This is a genomic window from Cupriavidus sp. PB-02, from assembly GCF_058252315.1.
Genome location: NZ_CM177695.1, coordinates 2,602,805 through 2,622,279, shown reverse-complemented (window position 1 = coordinate 2,622,279; position 19,475 = coordinate 2,602,805). Strand labels below are relative to the sequence as shown.

General features: G+C 67.8%; 21 protein-coding genes. 7 read left to right on the top strand and 14 right to left on the bottom strand.

Annotation, left to right across the window (positions count from 1 at the left end):
• Positions 1–232: 232 nt before the first annotated feature.
• On the top strand, positions 233–1,459 hold the full coding sequence (locus AC10V3_RS32660; protein ID WP_022539550.1) for an NnrS family protein: 1,227 nt from the start codon (positions 233–235) through the stop codon (positions 1,457–1,459).
• A gap of 9 nt (positions 1,460–1,468) precedes the next feature.
• On the opposite strand, the gene AC10V3_RS32655 is transcribed toward AC10V3_RS32660, so the two are convergent.
• The gene (locus tag AC10V3_RS32655) at positions 1,469–2,725 is read right to left on the bottom strand and encodes an MFS transporter (RefSeq protein ID WP_022539549.1); all 1,257 of its coding nucleotides are present in this window, start codon (positions 2,723–2,725) and stop codon (positions 1,469–1,471) included.
• 109 nt (positions 2,726–2,834) lie between these two features.
• Between AC10V3_RS32655 and AC10V3_RS32650 the strand changes: the two genes are divergently transcribed.
• Positions 2,835–3,740, top strand: coding sequence for a LysR family transcriptional regulator (locus tag AC10V3_RS32650; protein WP_454753397.1), 906 nt, complete (start codon positions 2,835–2,837; stop codon positions 3,738–3,740).
• A 37-nt stretch (positions 3,741–3,777) separates the two neighbouring features.
• Here AC10V3_RS32650 and AC10V3_RS32645 read toward each other — a convergent pair whose 3' ends face one another.
• On the bottom strand, positions 3,778–4,782 hold the full coding sequence (locus AC10V3_RS32645; RefSeq protein ID WP_349609800.1) for an AraC family transcriptional regulator: 1,005 nt from the start codon (positions 4,780–4,782) through the stop codon (positions 3,778–3,780).
• A gap of 532 nt (positions 4,783–5,314) precedes the next feature.
• On the opposite strand from AC10V3_RS32645, the gene AC10V3_RS32640 reads away from it, so the two are divergent.
• Positions 5,315–5,857, top strand: a complete 543-nt coding sequence (locus tag AC10V3_RS32640) for a hypothetical protein (protein WP_349609798.1) — start codon at positions 5,315–5,317, stop codon at positions 5,855–5,857.
• A gap of 90 nt (positions 5,858–5,947) precedes the next feature.
• Here the strand turns inward: AC10V3_RS32640 and AC10V3_RS32635 are convergent, their stop codons facing one another.
• A complete protein-coding gene (locus AC10V3_RS32635) occupies positions 5,948–6,256 on the bottom strand; it encodes an H-NS histone family protein (RefSeq protein WP_022539545.1) in 309 nt (102 codons plus the stop codon).
• A 281-nt stretch (positions 6,257–6,537) separates the two neighbouring features.
• Between AC10V3_RS32635 and AC10V3_RS32630 the strand changes: the two genes are divergently transcribed.
• Entirely contained in the window at positions 6,538–6,960 is a 423-nt protein-coding gene (locus AC10V3_RS32630) for a VOC family protein (RefSeq protein ID WP_022539544.1), read from the top strand.
• A gap of 183 nt (positions 6,961–7,143) precedes the next feature.
• On the opposite strand, the gene AC10V3_RS32625 is transcribed toward AC10V3_RS32630, so the two are convergent.
• Positions 7,144–8,547: an NCS2 family permease gene (locus tag AC10V3_RS32625; protein ID WP_022539543.1), complete on the bottom strand. Its 1,404-nt coding sequence runs from the start codon at positions 8,545–8,547 to the stop codon at positions 7,144–7,146.
• A gap of 465 nt (positions 8,548–9,012) precedes the next feature.
• Between AC10V3_RS32625 and AC10V3_RS32620 the strand changes: the two genes are divergently transcribed.
• Complete coding sequence (locus AC10V3_RS32620) at positions 9,013–9,210, top strand: hypothetical protein (RefSeq protein ID WP_022539542.1); 198 nt, start codon at positions 9,013–9,015, stop codon at positions 9,208–9,210.
• 23 nt (positions 9,211–9,233) lie between these two features.
• Here the strand turns inward: AC10V3_RS32620 and AC10V3_RS32615 are convergent, their stop codons facing one another.
• Positions 9,234–9,866, bottom strand: coding sequence for a hypothetical protein (locus AC10V3_RS32615; RefSeq protein ID WP_022539541.1), 633 nt, complete (start codon positions 9,864–9,866; stop codon positions 9,234–9,236).
• Positions 9,867–10,032: 166 nt separating this feature from the next.
• Positions 10,033–10,260, bottom strand: coding sequence for a hypothetical protein (locus AC10V3_RS32610; protein ID WP_022539540.1), 228 nt, complete (start codon positions 10,258–10,260; stop codon positions 10,033–10,035).
• A 176-nt stretch (positions 10,261–10,436) separates the two neighbouring features.
• On the opposite strand from AC10V3_RS32610, the gene AC10V3_RS32605 reads away from it, so the two are divergent.
• Both AC10V3_RS32605 and AC10V3_RS32600 read left to right on the top strand, forming a co-directional pair.
• Positions 10,437–11,588, top strand: a complete 1,152-nt coding sequence (locus AC10V3_RS32605; RefSeq protein ID WP_022539539.1) for a beta propeller repeat protein — start codon at positions 10,437–10,439, stop codon at positions 11,586–11,588.
• Between the two features lie 29 nt (positions 11,589–11,617).
• Entirely contained in the window at positions 11,618–11,878 is a 261-nt protein-coding gene (locus tag AC10V3_RS32600; protein WP_022539538.1) for a MoaD/ThiS family protein, read from the top strand.
• A gap of 8 nt (positions 11,879–11,886) precedes the next feature.
• Here AC10V3_RS32600 and AC10V3_RS32595 read toward each other — a convergent pair whose 3' ends face one another.
• The 8 genes from AC10V3_RS32595 to AC10V3_RS32560 form a co-directional block, all read right to left on the bottom strand.
• Positions 11,887–12,153, bottom strand: coding sequence for a gamma-butyrobetaine hydroxylase-like domain-containing protein (locus AC10V3_RS32595; RefSeq protein WP_041682215.1), 267 nt, complete (start codon positions 12,151–12,153; stop codon positions 11,887–11,889).
• Positions 12,154–12,161: 8 nt separating this feature from the next.
• Positions 12,162–13,160 carry a HEAT repeat domain-containing protein gene (locus AC10V3_RS32590; protein WP_022539536.1) on the bottom strand — a complete coding sequence of 333 codons (999 nt, stop codon included), beginning with the start codon at positions 13,158–13,160 and terminating at the stop codon, positions 12,162–12,164.
• 20 nt (positions 13,161–13,180) lie between these two features.
• The gene (locus AC10V3_RS32585; protein WP_022539535.1) at positions 13,181–14,026 is read right to left on the bottom strand and encodes an ABC transporter ATP-binding protein; all 846 of its coding nucleotides are present in this window, start codon (positions 14,024–14,026) and stop codon (positions 13,181–13,183) included.
• Positions 14,023–14,868, bottom strand: a complete 846-nt coding sequence (locus tag AC10V3_RS32580) for an ABC transporter permease (RefSeq protein WP_349609793.1) — start codon at positions 14,866–14,868, stop codon at positions 14,023–14,025. The genes AC10V3_RS32585 and AC10V3_RS32580 overlap by 4 nt, the downstream gene beginning before the upstream one ends.
• Before the next feature lie 14 nt (positions 14,869–14,882).
• Positions 14,883–16,307 (bottom strand): ABC transporter substrate-binding protein, encoded by a 1,425-nt coding sequence (locus AC10V3_RS32575; protein ID WP_022539532.1) that lies wholly within the window; start codon positions 16,305–16,307, stop codon positions 14,883–14,885.
• A gap of 133 nt (positions 16,308–16,440) precedes the next feature.
• Positions 16,441–16,686, bottom strand: a complete 246-nt coding sequence (locus AC10V3_RS32570) for a 4Fe-4S dicluster domain-containing protein (protein ID WP_022539531.1) — start codon at positions 16,684–16,686, stop codon at positions 16,441–16,443.
• Between the two features lie 13 nt (positions 16,687–16,699).
• On the bottom strand, positions 16,700–18,472 hold the full coding sequence (locus AC10V3_RS32565) for a fumarate reductase/succinate dehydrogenase flavoprotein subunit (protein WP_490923934.1): 1,773 nt from the start codon (positions 18,470–18,472) through the stop codon (positions 16,700–16,702).
• Entirely contained in the window at positions 18,469–19,344 is an 876-nt protein-coding gene (locus AC10V3_RS32560; RefSeq protein WP_022539529.1) for a GntR family transcriptional regulator, read from the bottom strand. Before AC10V3_RS32560 ends, AC10V3_RS32565 begins: the two co-directional genes overlap by 4 nt.
• Between the last annotated feature and the right edge of the window lie 131 nt (positions 19,345–19,475).

The window sequence follows — 19,475 nt, the reverse complement described above, 5'->3', positions numbered from 1 at the left end:
GAGTAGGGGCGGTCACCTGCGCTGCCTATTCGCCGGCAGCACAGCGCAGGCGAGGGAGCGATCTGCCTTTGGAGGTAGTTCTACCGACGGAGGCCATCGGCGCGGCGGCGGTGCTATCGTGCTTGCAGCACCGACGCATCCGTTCGTGTGCATGCGGCAATGCTGCGCTGGATCAAGAATCCGGCGCGCACCGCACCGGCGCTGCCGGTCTACCTGACTTCTTTCTTCCGCCATGGAAACCATCCCGATCCTTCCCGCCCGGCGCCCGTCGCCATCCGGCAAGACGCCCGCCGGGCCGCCGCCGCGCGGCTTTGCCCTGTTTGCGCTGGGGTTCCGGCCGTTCTACCTGGGCGGGGCGGTGTTCGCCGCGCTGGCGATCGCGGCATGGTCGGCGATGCTGGCGGGTGTAAATGCGGTCGGTCCGGCAGCCGCGATCCCGGCGATGTTCTGGCATGCGCACGAGATGGTGTTTGGCTTCGCCGCTGCCATCGTGGTCGGCTTCCTGTTCACCGCGGGGCGCGCATGGACAGGGCAGCCCACACCGACCGGCGCCGCGCTGGCGGTGCTGTTCCTGCTGTGGCTGGCGGGGCGCGTGGGCATGTGGGTGGCGCCGGGCATCGCGGCCTTCGTGATCGAGGGCGCGTTCCTGCCGCTGGCGGCGCTGGCCTTCACGCGCACGCTGGCAAAGGCCGGCAACCGCCGCAACTATCCGCTTGCGCTGGCGCTGTGGCTGCTTGCCGTCGCTGACATCGCCAGCCTGTGGCTGCAGGCGCGCGGCCAGGATGGCGCGGCGATGCAGGCGTGCCGCGCCGGCGTCGCGCTGGTAACGCTGTTCGTGGTGGTGATCGGCGGCCGCGTGATCCCGATGTTCACGACCAATGCGATCCCGGGATTCCGCCTGCGGCAATACCGGCAGGTGGACCGCATGGTGGTGCCGGCGGCGGTGCTGGGGTTGGCCTCTGGGCTGCTGCCCCTGCCGGGCTGGCTGGCGGCGGCGCTGTCGTTGCTGGCGGCCGCGGTGCTGGCCGTGCGCGTGGCAGGCTGGCGCGGCTACGCGGTGGGCAACCGGCCGCTGCTGTGGGTGCTGCACCTGGCCTATGCGTGGCTGCCGGTGGCGCTGGCATTGCAGGCACTGGGCGCGCTCGGACTGGTGATGGCCGGGCTGGCGACGCATGCCTTCACCGTCGGCGTGCTCGGCGTGGCGATCATCGCCATGATCACGCGCACCGCGTTGGGCCACACCGGACGCATGCTGGCAGCGGGCCGCGCGGAAACCGCGGCGTACTGGCTGGTGGCTGCCGCCGCGGTGCTGCGGGTGTTCGGGCCGATGCTATGGCCGGCCGGGTATTTGCACTGGGTCTGGGGTGCGGGCGCGTGCTGGGTGGCGGGGTTTGCGCTCTACGCGCTGACCTATGCGGCGCGGCTCATGCGCCCGCGGGTGGACGGCAAGCCGGGCTGAGGTGCGGGGTCAGGGGCAGGCTTGCGCCACGGGCACGGCGGCGCGGCTGCCGTTTTCCAACCTCACGCTGAGCCATGCCACCGCGAGCGCAGCCAGCGGTGCCAGCGCGGCCACCCACGGCAATGCTGTCAGCCCCGGGCCGTGATCAACCACCACGCCGCCCAGCCATGCGCCAATGCCATTGCCGAGGTTGAAGGCGGCGATGTTGAAGCTTGACGCCAGGTTCTCGCCGGCACCCCGGGCGTGGCGCAGCACTCGCAGTTGCAGCGGCGAGACGGTGGCAAAGGCGGCAATGCCGAGGATGCCGACGAACGCCACCACCATCACCTGGCTGTGGATCGCCAGGGTCATCGCCGCCAGCACCAGCGTCAGCGTGGCCAGCGTCGCCAGCACCGCGCGGGTCGGCGTGCGATCGGCAAAGCGGCCGCCAAGGATATTGCCGATGATCATGCCGGCACCGAACAGCAGCAGGATCGGTGACACTGCCGCTTCGCCAAAGCCGGACACCCGCGTCAGCAGCGGCTGCACGTAGGTGATCACCGCAAAGATCCCCATCGACTGCAGCACCGTCATCAGCAGGCCCAGCAGCACCTGCGGGCGGCCGATGGTGGCCAACTCGTCGCGCAGCGCCACCGGTGCGCTGTGGTCGCGGCTCTTCTTCACCAGCAGCGCGATCACCGCCAGCGACAGCAGCCCGATCAGTGTCATCGCCCAGAAGGTCGCGCGCCAGCCCAGGTGCAGGCCCAGCCAGGCGCCGGCGGGCATGCCCAGCAGCGTCGCGAGCGTCAGGCCGGAGAACATCACCGAGATCGCGGAGGCGCGGCGGTCTTCCGGCACCAGCCCGGTCGCCACCACGGCGCCGACGCCGAAGAAGGTGCCGTGCGTGAGCGAGGTCAGCACGCGCGCGATCATCAGCGTGGTGTAGTCCGGCGCCAGCGCGCAGGCCGCATTGCCGATGGTGTAGATCACCATCAGCGCCAGCAGCACGGCCTTGCGCGGCATGCGCCGCGTCAGCAGCGTCAGCACCGGCGCGCCGGCGAATACGCCCAGCGCATAGCCGGACACCAGCATGCCGGCCGCGGCGATGGTCACCTGCAGGTCGGCGGCGACCTGCAGCAGCAGGCCCATGATGACGAACTCGGCGCAGCCGATGCCGAACGAGCCGGCGGTCAGGGCATAGAGCGCGACGGGCAACCGGCCGCGGGCGGGCGGGGCGCCGGCGGGGGTGGTGCCTGATGAGGCGGGGGCGGAAACTGGGGAGGCCATTTTTCTGAAGGAACGGTCGGCGAGGAAAGGAAGGCCGCAGTCTGCGCCTTTCCGTCTTCAGCAAAAACCGGCATGATCCATAATCAGTTTCAATGGAATTTTGATAATCATGGACCGGATCGGCGATATCGGCCTGTTCCTGCGCGTGCTCGACCTGGGCTCGATCAGCGCCGCGGCGCGCAGCCTGGACTTGTCGGTGGCGGTGGCCAGCCAGCGGCTGCAGCGGCTGGAGCGCGACCTGGGCGTGCGCCTGCTGCATCGCACTACGCGCCGGCTGCATGCCACGCCCGAGGGCGCGGTGCTGGCCGAGCAGGGCCGCGCGCTGGTGGATGACCTGGAGGCGCTGAGCACGTCGCTGCGGCAAGCGGGCACCGGCGTGTCGGGAACGCTGCGGATTACCACGTCGTCATCATTCGGGCGGCTCTACGTATCGCCGCTGTTGCCGGAATTCCTGCGGCAGCATCCCGGGCTGACGATGAGTGTCAACCTGACCGACAACGTGCTGGACCTGGTCAGCGCGGGCTTTGACCTCGCCATCCGCATCGGCGCGCTCGACGACTCCACGCTGGTGGCGCGGCGCCTGGCCAACAACCAGCGCTTGCTGTGCGCCTCGCCCGATTACCTGCGGCGGCGCGGCATCCCGCAGACGCCGCAGGACCTGGCGCGGCATGACTGCCTGGTGCTGGTCGGCAGCCAGGGGCGGCAGGATATCTGGCGCTTGGGCGATGGCACTGGCGGCGAGATGGCCGTGCGGGTGCGCGGGCGCATCGAAGCCAATACCGGCGAGTTGCTGTCCGATGCGGCGCTGGCCGGCTTTGGCATCGCGCTGCATTCCACCTGGCATGTCTGCGCCGACCTGCGCGCCGGCCGGCTGGTACAGGTGCTGGCGGACTACCCGGTGGCCGACACCGGCATCTACGCGGTGATGCCGCAGCGCCGGCTGGTGCCGCCGCGCGTGCGCGCCTTTGTCGATTTCCTGGCCGGGCGCTTCGGCGACAACCCGCCGTGGGAGTAGGCGGCCGGCGCGTAAGGCGCCGGCCCCGCTCTCCGCGCTAGCCGGGCGGGTGCGCCGCCGCGCGCCGGTAGTCGCCCGGCGTCATGCCGGTCCAGCGGCGGAAGGCGCGGAAAAACGAGTTGGCATCGTCAAAGCCTAGCCGGAACGCGATCTCTCCCAGCGACATCGCGCCCTCGGTCAGGAAGCGGCCGGCCAGGTCGCGGCGCGCTTCCTCGCACAGCGCCCGGAAGCCCGTGCCCGCGGCCATCAGCCGGCGCTGCAGCGTGCGTTCGCTGACGTCGAGGTGGCGTGCCACCGCGGCCAGGCTCAGCGCGCGTTCGCCCGCGAGCTGTTGCAGGGCGGCGCGGACATCGTCCAGCGACGCCGCCGACGGCCGCGGCTCGCCCGTGGCCGACTGTGTCGACGGGCTGGGGCGGGCGCGTGCCATCAGCCGCAGCGCCAGGTCGCGGCGGCCGAACACGATCGCGTCCTCCGGCTCGCCGAAGCGCACCGGGCAATCGAACGCCTCGGTATAGCGCAGGTGCCAGTCCGGCTGGCCGATGCGCAGCGACACGCGCAGCGGATGCAGCGGCTTGCGCGTGAACTGGCGCCCGAAGGCCAGCAGCGAACACAGTTCCATGTCGATGCGCGGGCGGGTGTCGGGCGCTTCGGGCTCGCTCGGGCAGATGCAGACCCAGGCCTCGTCGCCCTGGCGGCGCAGTTCGATGCGGTCGCCCGACATCAGCCGCTGGTAGCGCGCGATGCGCCGCAGCGCGGTGCCCAGCGACGGGCCGGCCATGGCGGGCAAGCCGGCCAGGCCGAGCAGGTCGGGCTGCATCCGGCTGCCCAGCCACAGGCCGATGGCCGGGTCGCCGGTGGCCTGGTAGACGGCGCACAGCAGATGGCTGGCCTGTTGGGGGCCGGCCGCCGGCGCGGCGGACGGGAAGTCGGTATCGGATTCCGGGGCGGGCGCGAGTGCCGAAACGTCGTAACCGCCTTCACGCAGCGCGTGCAGCAGGTCACGAGGCAACGGCCCGGTTTGGTTGGGCTCTTGTATTGTCATTGTCATTGTCTGGCTGGTCGGCGCAACAAGCGCCATTGCAGCCCCCGGTAACAAAAAGATTACGCGGTGCCATGCGCGCCTTCAAGGGCACAAGGCGTGTCGGAGTGTGGCCTAGCCGGCTAAGCAAAGGGGCGAATGCGTGCGAGGCCGCGCAGAGCCGGGCCGGGAGTGGGATGCAACCCGTTGCCTAAAATTTGTGCGGTCCGGTGCGTTGGCGCACAGACTGGGCTTTCCGGGCTGGTGTGGGGGAGGATATCCACAGATTCTGTGGATATCACGTCGGGGTTTTCAACATGGGTTTGTGCGGCTGCCGCGACGCGGCGTAAACCGTTATGCTTGGCGGGCTCTGGTGCATGCCGGTCGCGCCCGACGTCGCCCGTGCCTTCGATGGGTTGGCGTCGTGCCGCCATCGTGCGCCATCTGTGCGGCTTCTGCCGCCATACTGCGGCCAACCTGGTTGGCCTAACCGCGACTCCACCTGCCTGCCGCCATGCGCCATGACCGGTCGTCCGCAGTCCCGCCCCGCCTTGTCTTGTTGCCGCTGCTCGCCGCCGCCGTGGCACTGCCCGGCTGCGTGGCCCAGTACCGCGTGCCGTCCGGCGCCCCCACCGCGAGCGTGCGCCTGCTGACCAGCACCGACGACAACACCTCGTTCACCGTGGTCGATCCGGCCAAATGCCCGGTGCCGGCCCGGCCGCTGGTCCTGGCGGGGATGGGCAAGCAGTTGTCGGCGATGGGACGGGATCGTGGCCTGGACATGCCAGGGCGCTCGCCTGAGCCGCCCGCGCGCACGCGTGAGCGGCTGGTCGAGGCCGGGCGACGCATCTACCTGGCGGCGACGTCGGCCGCGGCGCCCCCGTTGCCGGAGATGCGCTGTGCCGCGGGCGTGTCGTTCGTGCCGCAGGCCGGCAGCCAATATGAGATCCGCTATCAGCGGGACGAGACGGCGAGCCAGTGCTCGGCGCAGGTATTGCGCATGCAGCCGCTCGCGGACGGGGGCGCGCGCCTCACCAGCGAGCCAACCCAGCAGGGCTTCAGGGCGCTGCGCAAGGAGTATGTCTGCCAGGCGCTGTGACAGCGCGCTGGCGATCGGCGCTGGCGATCGGGATCCGGCGATTAATACGGGCGTTTCAGCGCGCCCGTCCTCTTAATCGCCAGCCTTGGTTTATTGCTCGATCAGGAAGCGTTCCGGGCGCTTGCCCAGCCAGGCCGGGGCACGGCCGCGACCCGACCAGGTCTTGCCGGTCTTGGGATCCATATACTTGGGAGGCAGTCCCGAGGCCGCCTTCCTGCTGGCCGTGCCGGCCGGGCGGCCACGCTTGCGCCGGGGCAGGATGTCTTCAGCGGTCAGGCCATATTCGGTCATCAGCTCGCGGATTTTGTCGATCACGCCGGCCACTTCCGATGCGCGCACTTCATTCAGCTTGGCTTCCAGCGCTTCCTTCTCAGCCAGGAGTTGCTTGTATGTCGCCATTTATATCCCCTTTCTGCAAATAGGCCGCTGCATGGTACTAGAAATTGCGTTGGCGGTTGACATAAAAAATTTTACAAAAAATAACGGAGAATGCACGGACAGATTGATTGCCGGCCCGAATCGATCGTTTCACACCACACAATGCGGTCCGCATTGCCTGGTTCAATGCCCGGGTTTGCCCTCGTTTTAACGGCAATCAAAATCGCGCATCCGGGGGGTTTAGCGCCTAGACTGTTTGTCTGCGCGCCGCGCAGCGTCCGACACGACTACCGGAGCCCCCGATGAACCAGCAGATCTTTGTCAATTTGCCCGTCCGCGACCTGCAAAAGTCGATCGCCTTCTTTACCCGGCTCGGCTTTTCCTTCAATCCGCAATTCACCGACGAGACCGCCACCTGCATGATCGTGGGCGAGAACATTTTCGTCATGCTTCTGACCGAAGCGAAGTTCCGCAGCTTCTCGCCCAACGACATCTGCGATGCGCGCAAATTCACCGAGGTACTGGTTTGCCTGTCGATGGAAACCCGTGCGCGCGTCGATCAAATGGTGAGCGATGCGGTGGCGGCGGGCGGCAATACTTACAAGCCGCCGATGGATTTGGGATTCATGTACGGCCACGGCTTCCAGGACCTGGATGGGCACGTCTGGGAACTGGTGTACATGGATATGGCCGCGATGCAGAACGCGAGCGCGGAATCCCAGTGAGTCCGGCGCAGTGAGGCGGGATTTGGCGAAGCGTTATTTCGCCAGCGGCTGAATAAACCGACAGGCAAAAAAAAAGCCCGGGAAAGCAGGAAGCCCGGGCTTGAAATCCACCAGGATCACGGTGGAGGAGACAACTCGTTGTCAGCGTCCCGGGCACGGTGCCCGGGACGCGGCAGGCATCGGTCAGATCGCCCAGCCACCGGCATAGAACGCGGCCAGCACGATGGCGATGGCAACCGTGCCGAGATTGAGCTTGCGCCATTCGCCGGCGACCACGCGGCCCACCACCAGGGTGCAGAAACCCAGCATGATGCCGGTGACGATATTGCAGGTGAGCACGATAAATACGGCGCAAACCAGGCCCGCGAGCGCATCGACCAGGTCGTCCATATGCAGGCGGCTGACGCTGGACAGCATCAGCAGGCCCACGTACATCAGCGCCGGCGCGGTGGCGTACGACGGCACCAGCGCGGCCAGCGGCGAGAAGAACATCACCGCCACGAACAGCAGGCCCACCACCACCGCGGTCAGGCCGGTCTTGGCGCCGGCGGCCACGCCCACGGTCGATTCGATATAGGCCGCGGCCGGGGCGCCGCCGAACATTGCCGAGAAGATCGAGCTGACCGAGTCCGCGGTCAGTGCGCGCCCGCCGTTGTGGATATGGCCGGCGGCATTGAGCTGTCCGGCTTGTCCGGCGACGGCACGGATGGTGCCGGTAGCGTCAAACACTGCGGTCATCACCAGCGCCAGCACGCTCGGCAGCACCGCCGCCGACAGCGCGCCGCGCACGTCCATGGCGCCGATCAGCGACTGATGGCCCGGCGCGCTCAGTGACGGCAGCGCGAACACGCCGGTGAACTTTACCGCCGGATCGAAGGCCAGGCCCAGCGCCGAGATCGCGATGATCACCAGCAGGATGCCGCCCGGCACCTTGCGGCGCTCCAGGCCAAAGATCGCGGCCAGGCCCAGCACCGACATCACCACCGGGAACGAGGTGATCTTGCCCAGCGACACCGGCAGGCCGGCGTGGGCGTTCTTGACCACCAGGCCGACCTCGTTCGAGGCGATCAGCAGCAGGAACAGGCCGATGCCGATACCGGTGCCGTGCGCCACGCCGGCCGGCAGGTTGCGCAGAATCCAGGAGCGCACGCCGGTGACCGAGATCGCGGTGAAGACCACGCCCATCAGGAACACGGCGCCCAGCGCGACGGCCGGCGACAGGCCCTGCCCCAGCACCAGCCCGAAGGCCATGAACGCGGTCAGCGAAATCGCGCAGCCGATCGCAATCGGCAACTTGGCCCACAGTCCCATCAGCAGCGAACCGAACGCGGTGGTCAGGCATACGGCGACGAATACCGCGCTGGTGTCAAAGCCCGCCTTGCCCAGCATGCCGGGCACGACGAACACCGCGTAGACCATCGCCATGAAGGTGGTGACGCCGGCCACCACTTCGCGCCGCTGGGTGCTGCCGCGCGCGGTGATCTGGAAATAGGCATCGAGCCGGTTCCTGACTTCCGGGACTTGGGGGACCTGGGGGCGTGTGGCATCGGCTTCCGTCACCGACGACGGATAGGGCTGTTCGATCATGGTGATCTGTCTCCTTGCGGGCGCTGCAACGTCCGTCGTACGGATCGTCGTCAGGCTTTGTCTCACTTGGTTCTGGGTATCGGGCCGGAACCTGGCCGACCCTCTTTTATCGGTGTGCCGGCTTGTCGGTGCCTTCTGTGCGGGCGTGATCTGGGCAAGGCTGAAGGCTAGGTGACCGCGCGGATTCCGTCATAACGGCCGGAAAATGCGCGGCATGTGCCGGGGGGAATATCGAATGTGAGCAATCAGCCTCTTGAGACGGGAGATCTTTCCCAAGTGCGCTTTGGACGGCCTGGCGTTATCACGCGACTGATATAGGGCCTATAGGGGCAGACCCGGATGATTCGGGCGTAACTTCTCTATACTAGGGATAACCCTGAATCGCCTCATTCGGCCGGCCATGCGATGGCTTGGTGTGCAGCATGAGGCCCCTGTCTATCCCCTCCGTCCGGAAAGGAAACCACAATGCAAGTGCTCGCCGACACGCTCTATCGCCAGCCCGTCCAGTCCAAGTCCCGGCCGGCGGCCGCCCGCGACATCGCTTGCTACGCCCGCATGGGTTCCGGCCGCTCGCTGGCGGCGCGCGTGCGCGACTGGTTCGCCCGCGGCTGGACGCTGTACCTGGGCAATGCCCGCGACGCCGCGCCCATCACGCATCTCTGAACTGAACACTGTCCTTTTTCCCGTCAGTACATGCCGGTGCGGTCCATGAACGCCTGCAGCGTCCAGCCCTGCCCGAGCAGCAGCATCCGCGTGTGCAGCCCATCCCGGACCCCGGCGCTGACCGTCTCGCCAAGCCACGTCAGCGTCTTGTGGCGCAAGTCCACATAGCCGGCGGCATAGTCGCTGCCCAGCGCCTGCCATAGCGCATTGGCGCCAGCCGACTGCCGCGCGCCGCTCAGCAGGCACAGCCCGCCATCCAGCGCCCAGCGGTACAGCGCCGTGGCCAGGCCGCGGCGCTGGTAAGCGGGTGCAAACTTCGTATGCGGCGCGCGCACCCAGGGATCGGCCCGGCGGCCGACCTCGATCAGCCGGTTGAAGACGGTATAGCCCGCCAGCCGGCGCTGCATTACGTCTTCCACATACACGTAATACTCGCCGTCCGCCTCGCGGTAGCGCAGGCGCAGGCCTGGCGCGCCCGCCGGCAAGGACGGCATCGCGTGCAGCCGGTCGCCGGGCCGGCCGATGCGGTCGTGCAGGGCGCCGAGCTCGCGCTCGATGTCACCTGGGGCGAGGTCTACGTCGATGCGCAGTTCGAGCGCGCGCGCGAGCGGTGAGAAGGCCTGCACCGGTAGGCGCAGGGCATGGCGGTTCAACATGGCTGCACTCCACCCGGCTCAGGGATTGAGGATCAGGTAGAGGGCGGCAAGCGCCACCATGGCGCAAACGGTATGGCGGTAGAGCGGTGGCATGACTGGCTTTCTCCTGGCTGCATGTTCGGGCGGATACCGGATGGCATCCGCGACATGGGCCGTGCGGGAAAGCTCAGGGTTGGAGGGTGGTGCCCCGAGCTGCCCGCACGGCCAGGAAAAGCACGGCGCGGCGGACCTGGCCGATGGCGGCCTGGTCGATGGCAACGCCCGGACGCTGCGCGGTGCCCGCGCGCACGCCTGCCGCCGGCAGGGCCGGGCGGTTCAGTGCGGCGAAGCGGACGGGGCGGAACATGGTCGTCGGGGCGGCGATGTCGGAAGGAACATTGCTTATGCCATACATGAGCGGCAATGTCTACCCAACCTGCGGATATCCTCTTTTAACTCCGTACTACTTCGCGGCCGGTTCGCGGGAGCTTGCAGCCGCCCACGCAGATCGGCTCAAGCGTCAATTGTGAACACTGTCTACATGTACTAGACTCGGAAACATCGTTCGACGGCCTTATTGCAGGAGCCAAGATGACGACTTCCACTGCCCCCGACACCGGCCCCGTGATGTTGCTGGTCGCCACGACCAAGGGCGCCTGGTTCCTGACCAGCGACGCCACGCGGCGCGACTGGCAGATCCAGGGCCCGACGTTCCTCGGCCACACCATCCACCACATCGTGCAGGACCCGCGCGAACCGTTGCGCATGCTGATGGCCGCGCGCACCGGCCACCTTGGCCCGACCGTGTTCCGCTCCCCCGACGGTGGCCGCAACTGGACCGAAGCCACGCGCCCGCCCGGCTTCGACAAAGTGCCGGAAGGTGAAACCGGCCGCGTCGTCGACCACGTGTTCTGGCTCACACCCGGCCACGCCAGCGAGCCCGGCACCTGGTACGCCGGCACCTCGCCGCAAGGCCTGTTCCACAGCACGGACCACGGCGCGACCTGGGAACCGGTGACCGGCTTCAACGATCATCCGAAATGGCGCGAATGGACCGGCGGCGAGCAGGACGGCACGCCCGACGGCCCCAAGATGCATTCCGTGCTGGTCGATCCGCGCGATGCGCGGCATCTCTATATCGGCATGTCCAGCGGCGGCGTGTTCGAGAGCACCGACGGCGGCGCCGACTGGCAGCCGCTGAACCGCGGCAGCCTCGCCACCTTCCTGCCCGATCCCAACCCGGAATACGGCCAGGATCCGCACTGCGTGCTGCAACACCCCGCCGCGCCCGACATCCTGTACCAGCAGAACCACTGCGGCATCTACCGCATGAACCGGCGTGAAGGCGTGTGGAAGCGCATCGGTGAAGCCATGCCGGCCGAGGTCGGCGACATCGGCTTTCCCATCGTCGCCCACCCGCGCGATGCGCGCACCGTCTGGGTCTTCCCGATGGATGGCAGCGACGTCTGGCCCCGCGTCAGCCCCGGCGGCCGCCCGGCGGCCTACGTCACGCGCGACGGCGGCGAAAGCTGGCAGCGCCAGGACCGCGGCCTGCCGCCCGAACAGGGTTGGTTCACCGTCAAGCGCCAGGCCATGGCCACCGACGGCCATGCGCCGGTAGGCGTGTACTTCGGCACCACTGGCGGCGAGATCTGGGCCAGCGGCGATGAGGGCGATTCATGGCAATGCCTCGCCAGCCATCTGCCGCAGGTGTACGCCGTCACCGTGGCGCGGCCCGCGTAACGAAGCAACAGTCGATCCGGAGAACATCCATGCAGGTCCGCATCGCGACGCCGCTCTTCTCCTACACCGGGCAGCGGGAGTACGTCGAAGCCCATGGTGCCAGCATCGGCGAACTGCTCGAGGATCTCGACCGGCAGTTTCCGGGCATGCGCTTTCGCATCGTCGACGAGCAGGGCAAGCTGCGGCCGTATATCCGCGTGTTCGTGAACCGTACGCAGCTGATGCGGCTGGATGCGGCGCTGAAGGAGACGGACGAGGTGCATATCCTGCAGGCGCTGGCGGGAGGGTAGATGCCCGCCTACAGCGCCTGCAGATACGGCCAGGGGTAGATGCCGCGGTCATGTCCGTCGCTGAACACGATCTGGATGCCGTAGCCCATTTCCTCCAGGGCAGTGATGCGCACCGCCTGCGCTGCCCCTTCTTCAGAAGGCAGGCTGCGGCAGGCGGCGCATCGGCATGCCGCGCGCAAGCGGGCATGGTCCAGTGACTGGCACTGTCCGTCCGGCCACCAGATGCGCAGCCTGCCTTCGGCGGGCGCAAGCTCCAGGCGCGTGGGTACAACCATGCCGCCGCTCATGCCTCACCCTGCGGTTGGCCGATCTGTGCCAGCGCAATCCATACCGCCTTGCGTACCTCCGGATCCGCGTCGTTCGCCGCGGCGGCCAGCGCCGGCAGCGCCGCAGCGTCCTGCAGGCTTCCCAGCGACAGGGCAGCTTCCTTGCGCAGGTTGCTGATCGAATGAACAAGCTGCGCCGTCAGCGGCACCAGCGCCGCGCGGTCACGCAGCTTGCCGAGGGCTCTCGCAGCCTGCAGCCGGACCTGCCAGTAGGGATCTTCCAGTGCATCGATCAGCGGACGCACGGCTTCGGGGAATTTCAGCTTTCCCAGCGTCTGCGCGGCTTCTTCCCGCACCTGCCAGGCGCCGTCGCGCAAGGCGGAGAGCAGGGCGTCGCGCGCTGACGGGTCCGCTGCCAGGCCGAGCGCGCCCGCGGCGGCCCGCCTGACTTCGGTGTCGGCATCGCTGGCGGCGACCTGGGCCAGCGCGGGCAGGGCTTCGCTGCGTTTGAGCCAGCCCAGCACAGTCACCGCTTCGCGCCGCACTGAGGCCGCCGCGTCGGACAGTGCGGCCATCGCCGCATCGAATCCCGCTGCGTAGCGCAGCTCGCGCAGGCCGCGCCAGGCGGCCGCGCGGACAAAGGGATCGTCGTGCGACACCCATGGCAGCAAGGCGGCGCCGGAGGCGGGATCCTTCAGTTCCGACAGGCCCTGGGCCGCAGCCTCGGCTACGTCGCGGCAGGGGTCGGCCAGCGCCGCCGCCAGCGCCGGCACGACCGCTTCCAGCTCCCAGCTGGCCAGCGTGCGCGCGGCCTCGGCGCGCACGGTCTCGGCCGGATCGGTTTGCAGGCGTTGCAGCAGCAGGGGCACACCGGCTTCATCTTCGAGGTCGGCCAACTGGAGCACCGCCACCCGGCGAATCGCCGGGTCGGGGTCGGCCAGGCGTGGCGCCAGTGCGCCAATGGCGGGATGAAGGTCAAACAGGGAATCGTCGGGCAAGGCGAAAACGTGCGGCATAAGTCGGGGCAATAGGGCAGTCAGGCGGCAGTCGCCAGCGCGCTTTGGATGGGAGCGGGCACGCCCTGGAGCGGGCCGCCCCGGTAGTGCTCGTGCAGCAGCTCGCGGCAGTGGCGCTTGAGACGGATAAAGCCGTCATCGGTCAGCAGGTCGCCATCGCGAGGCCGGTCGAACGGAACGAGGATGTCTTCAAGGATGCGGCCGGGCCGGTGCGACATCACCAGCACGCGGTCGGCCAGGAACAGCGCCTCGTCGATGTCATGGGTGACGAAGACCACGGTGGTGCGCATCTGCGCCCAGACGTCGAGCAGCAGCGCCTGCATATAGGCGCGGGTCTGTGCATCCAGTGCGCCGAACGGCTCGTCCATCAGCAGCACCCGCGGCCGGTTGATCAGCACGCGCGCAATCTCCACGCGCTGTTGCATGCCGCCCGAGAGCTGGGCGGGGTAGCGCTGCGCGAAGCTGCCCAGGCCGACGAGGTCGAGCAGGGCCTGCGCCTCGCGCCTGCGCTCCGCGGCGGGCACGCCCTGCATCTTGAGGCCGAAGCCGACGTTGTCGAGCACGCGCTTCCAGGGAAACAGCGAGTGTTGCTGGAACACGAGCCCACGCTCCGGGGCAGGGCCGCGCACCGGCACGCCGTCGAGCAGGATCTCGCCGGCCGCGGCCGGCAGGTGGCCGGCGATGGTGCCCAGCAGCGTGGACTTGCCGCAGCCGGAGGGCCCGAGGATGCAGACGAACTGCCCCGCCGGGATATCGATGGAAAGCTGGTGCACGGCGGTAAAACCTGCATCGCCGTTGCCCAGCGCCACGTCAAGGCCGCGCACCTGCAGGCGGCCCGCGCGGATGTTCTGGCTGGTCCCGGTCATGCGCGCACCTCCTGCAGGCGGGTCCACGGCATCAGCCAGGCGCCGACGCGCTTGATCAGCGCGCTGCTGCCCATGCCGAAGGCACCGATCAGCAGCATGCCGACGACGATATCCGCATAGTTCTGCAGGTTGTACGCCTCCCAGGTGTAGTAGCCGATGCCGTACTGCCCGGCAATCATCTCGGCGGTGACCAGGCAGAACCAGGACGTGCCCATGCCGATTGCCAGTCCGGTGACGATGCTGGGGAGCGCGGCGGGCAGCAGCACCTCGGGGAAGACGGTCCAGCGCCCCGCGCCCAGGCTGCGTGCGGTGGCAACCAGGCGGGGATCGGTACGCTCCACGCCGTGGATGGTGTTGAGCAGGATGGGGAAGAGCGCGCCGATAAAGGTGATGAAGATCATGCTCAGTTCCGAAGAGGGGAACATCAGGATCGCCAGCGGAATCCACGCCACGCCCGGGATCGGCCGCAGCACCTCCAGCGGCGGCAGCAGCAGGTCCTCCAGCCAGCGCGAGCGGCCGATCGCCATGCCGAGCACGATACCCGTCAGCGCCGCCGCGCCGAAGCCGGCGAACACGCGGTACAAGCTGTTGCCCAGGTGCAGCACCAGCTTGGGCGACTGCAGCAGCTGCCAGGCCGCGGGCACCACGTCGCTGGGCGCCGGCACGTTGGCGAAGGTGACGATGCCAAGGTGGGCCCGGTGCGACGAAGCCAGTTGCCACAGCGCGATGCAGCTCGCCAAGGCGGCGACGCGCACCAGCCAGCGGGCCAGCCGCACCCGGGCCAAGCCCGCCGGGGCGGGCGCAGCCGGGGGCGCCGCCGCTTCAAGAGAGATCGAGGTCATCGCTGCGCTCCGCTTCAGTGGCTGGCCACGGCGACAGCGCTGCCGCTGACCGCGGCAAAGTCACGCACGTTGCCGCCATGGCTGCTGGCCCAGCTATCGGCCGAGCCCTTGAGCAGGAAGGCGCTCACCTGTCCCTTGCCGTCCTGCACGTACCACGCCTTGTCGGCCAGCAGCTTCAGGCCGGTGTTGCGGTCATGCACATACAGCACACGCGCCTTCTTGCCATCCTTGCCGGCCTGCCTGAGCGCCGCGAACGCCGCCGCCGGCGAGGCATAGGCGCGCACCTTCGGCTCGCCCTGCAGCCACAGCTGTGCGGCCAGTTTCGGATCGGCGATCGGTTTGCCTGTGGCGGCGTCCTTGGCCGCCAGCGGCTGTTTGTCGTAAGACTTCAGGCGCGCGGCGTAATCCAGCCCTTCCAGCCGGAAGGCTTCGCGGATATAGCGGTCGTCGATCACGCTATCGGCGCTGAGGTCGGCATCGGTGCGCTTGAGCAGCTTCAGCGTCTCGATCGAGGTCTGCAGCGCCTGGCGATACTCCGGCTTCCAGGTGTAGTCGCGGTTCTGCAGGCCGAGCGGGCCGTGGAACAGGTAGTCCACCTCGGCGTCGATGCCGGTCACCTTCGCGATCAGCTCGCTGTATTTCTCGGGCTCCGCTGCCATCAGGCGGTCGGCCTCGATCGCGGCACGCAGGTAGGCCACCACGATCTCCGGGTACTTCTGCGCGTATTCCGCGTTCACCAGCGCGCCGTGGAAGGTGGGTGCCTCGGCCTGGGCGCCGTCATAGATCTTGCGGGCAAAGCCGCGGAAGGCGAACAGCTCCGGGAACGGCACAAAGTTGGCATGCCCGTCCACCTTGCGCGCCTGCAGCGCCGAGCCGCCGACTTCAGGCGATTGCGAGACCAGTGTCACGTCCTTGTCCGGGTCCCAGCCCTGCCGCTTGATCGCGCGCAGCAGCATGCCGTGCGCGGTGGAGCCGAAGGGCACCGAAATGGTCTTGCCCTTGAGTTCCGCCAGCGACTGGACAGGAGAGTCCGCCGGCACCACGATGCCATTGCCGGTGCCGATCGCATTGCCGGACAGCGGGGCGATAAACAGGCTCTTCTTGCCGGCCTTCTGGAAGGCCGCGGCATTCAGCGAGCCGGGGAAATCCGCCATCGCGCCGAGGTCCAGCTTGTCCGCCACCATCTCGTTGGTCAGCGGCGGGCCGGAGGTGAAGTTCTTCCATTGCACGTCGTAGCTGACGTCCTTGTACTTGCCGGTGCGCGGCAGGTACTTGTCGAGCAGCTTGAGCTCGCGAATCAGCAGGCCGCCGGTGGCGCAGTTGATGGTGGTGTCCTGCGTGCCGATGGCGACGCGGATGGCTTCCGCGCTGGCCGGCCCGGCCAAGCTGGCGGCAGCCAGCGCAAGGAGCAGGCGGATGGTGCTGGTGGATGCTTTCATGGGTTTCCTCTGATCTGTTCTGTTGTCTTTGGCGGACGCATGCACGCGCGGGCTAAGGGGGGCTTGTCGGGCAGGGAAAGCAGGGCGCATCGGGCTTGCGCGGAATTCCGGAGAATCAGGAAAACGAAGCGCGTCAGCGCAGCAGGTACGGGATCTCGACCCGGACCGCGCCGGTGGGGCAATCCTTCTCGCAGGGCATGCAATACCAGCATTCGTCGAACTGCATGTAAGCCTTGCCCTTGGTCAGGTCGATGGCCAGCAGGTCCATCGGGCAGACATCGACGCAGACGGTGCAGCCCTTGTCGGCAATGCACTTGTCTTCATCGATGGTGACCGGCGCGCTGCTGCGCTGGGCGATCTCATGCGGTGTGTAGGCCATGGCAGTGTTTCCTTCAGGCGGCGGCCAGGGTGGTGGCTTTGGCAGTGGCGGTGGCTGACGTTGCGGATTCACCGCGGCTGACGCGCAGCCGCTGGTAGGCGGTGGCGTCGTCGCCATCCACCGGGACGATGTACGGTTCGATCGCGCGCTTGTGGCTGACCATGCGCCCGGATGCGTCCTTGCTCAGGTGGGCATGGCAGAACCATTCCGCATCATTGCGCTGCGGAGAGTCCACGCGGTGGTGATAGAGACCCCATCGGCTCTCGGTGCGGAACAACGAGGCACGTGCCGCCATTTCCGCGCAGTCGCGGATCGCCATCACCTCCACCGCGCGCATCAATTCGTGCGGATTGGCGGCGCGGATCTGGTCGATATCCTCAGCGATGGCGTCGAAACGCTGCAGGCCAATTTCCATCTTGCGCGTGACCTTGGGCGGCTGCAGGTAGTCGTTGACCATGCGGCGCAGCTTGTATTCCACCTGGGCCGGGGGCAGGCCGTGCTCGCGCGCGAGCGGCGCTAGCACGCGGGCACGCTCCGCCTCCACCTGGGCCGCATCGGCTTCGGGCAGGCTGCGGCCAACGACATACTCGGCCGCGTTCTGCCCGGCAAACCAGCCATAGGTGAAGGCACCCAGCATGTAGTTGTGCGGCACCGCGGCCATGTCGCCGGCGGCATACAGGCCCGGCACGGTGGTCTCGGCGCGTTCGTTCACATGCACGCCGGAGGCGCTGTGGCCGCTGCAGAAGCCGATCTCCGAGATATGCATCTCCACCATCTGCTTGCGGTAGTCGGTGCCGCGGCCGGCGTGGAACTGTCCGCGGCTGGGCCGTTCGTTGGTGTGGAGAATGGTCTCGATGGTCTGGATAGTCTCTTCCGCGAGATGGTCGAGCTTCAGGAAGACGGGGCCGTTGCCGCCCTGGAGCTCCTGATAGAACTCCCACATCATCTGGCCGCTCCAGTAATCGCATTCGATAAAGCGCTCGCCCTTGCCGTTGGCGGTATAGCCTCCCAGCGGTCCGGTTACATAGGCGCACGCCGGCCCGTTGTAATCCTTGATCAGCGGATTGATCTGGAAGCATTCGAGATTCGCCAGCGCCGCACCGGCGTGATACGCCATGGCATAGCCGTCGCCGGCATTGGTCGGGTTCTCGTAGGTGCCCATCAGGTAGCCGGAGGCGGGCAGGCCAAGGCGGCCGGCGGCACCGCAGCACAGGATCACGGCGCGCGCGCGGATCACGTGGAAGTCCGCGGTGCGGCAGTCGAATCCCATCACGCCGCAGGCGCCGGCGTTGGCATCGGTCAGCACGCGGGTGGCGACGATGCGGTTGGTGATCTCCACCCGGGCGCGCTTGAGATGGCGGTAGAGCACCTTCTTGACGTTGTGCCCTTCCGGCATCGGCAGGACATAAGAGCCCATGTGATGGACCTTCTTCACCGCGTAGTCGCCGGTCTCGTCCTTCTCGAACCTGACGCCCCAGCGGTCGAGCTGCTCGATGGTGGTGAAGCTGTGGCGCGCGTAGGCGTAGACGGTCGACTGGTCGACGATGCCGTCGTTGGCCACGGTGATCTCGCGGGTGTACTGCTCGGGCGTGGCATGGCCGGGGATCACGGCATTGTTCAGGCCGTCCATGCCCATCGAGATGGCGCCGCTGCGCTTGACGTGCGCCTTGTCGAGCAGCAGCACGCGCAGCGCGGGGTTGCGCTCCTTGGCCTTGATCGCGGCCATCGGACCGGCGGTGCCGCCGCCGACGACAACGATGTCGTATTCGTGAGTCAGGGTGTTCATGCGGAGGACTTCCCCTTGCTGGCAGGGTTGCGAGGCCGGGCCGGGCCTGCGGCCTTGGTGGAGGTTGTGGCTGGCGCCACGGTCGCGGGTGCAGCCTTGTGCCGGTCGACGCGCAGCCGGTACTGGAACGCGTCGCCGCGGAAGTAGAGAAACTCGTAATCGATCGGCGTGCCCTGCGCATCGTGGGTCAGGCGTTCGATGCGCAGCACCGGCGCGCCTTCCTGGATGCGCAGGGCCTGGGTCAGGTCTTCGTCGGCGAGGATCGCATCGACGCTGAGGTCGGCATGGCCGAGCTTTACGCCGCAGTCGTTCTCCAGGATCAGGAAGATGTCGCGCGTGGCCAGGTCGGCCGTGACCAGCCGCTTGCCGACGGCCTCGGGCACCCAGGTCAGCTCCAGCGACACCGGTTCGCGGTTGAGCAGGCGCACCCGCCTGATCTCCACCACCGGATCGCCCTCGCGCAGCCGCAATTGCGCGGCAACGTGGCGGCTGGCCGGCACGCATTTGCAGCTGCGCACCTGGTTGAGGATCTCGTAGCCCATGCTCGACATCGCCTCGGCAAAGCCTTGCAGGGAGGTGATGTTCTGGAAGGCGCGGGGTTTGGAGACGAACGTGCCCTTGCCGTGGATCTTGAAGATCAGGCCCTCTTTCTGCAGGTCGCCCAGTGCCTGCCGCACGGTGATGCGGCTGGCGGAGAAGCGCTCGCCCAGCTCGCTTTCCGATGGCATCTGGTGATGCGGCGGATAGGTGCCGTCGAGGATGCGGGCACGCAGGGCGTCCTTGATCTGGGTGTAGAGCGGCAGCGGGATCGGTGTCGCTTCGGACAGTTCCGCTGTTTCGGGTGTGGGTTCCGCGTTGGTCCGGGTCGTCATCGGATCGACATCTTGTTATGACAAGTTGGAAACAACTATATGGACGACCCTGTCGCGACGGAACGAAGCAATCCGGATATCCAACGACGAAATCCGAGCTTGCGGCACGCCCCCGCGGCGTGCCGCCTTGT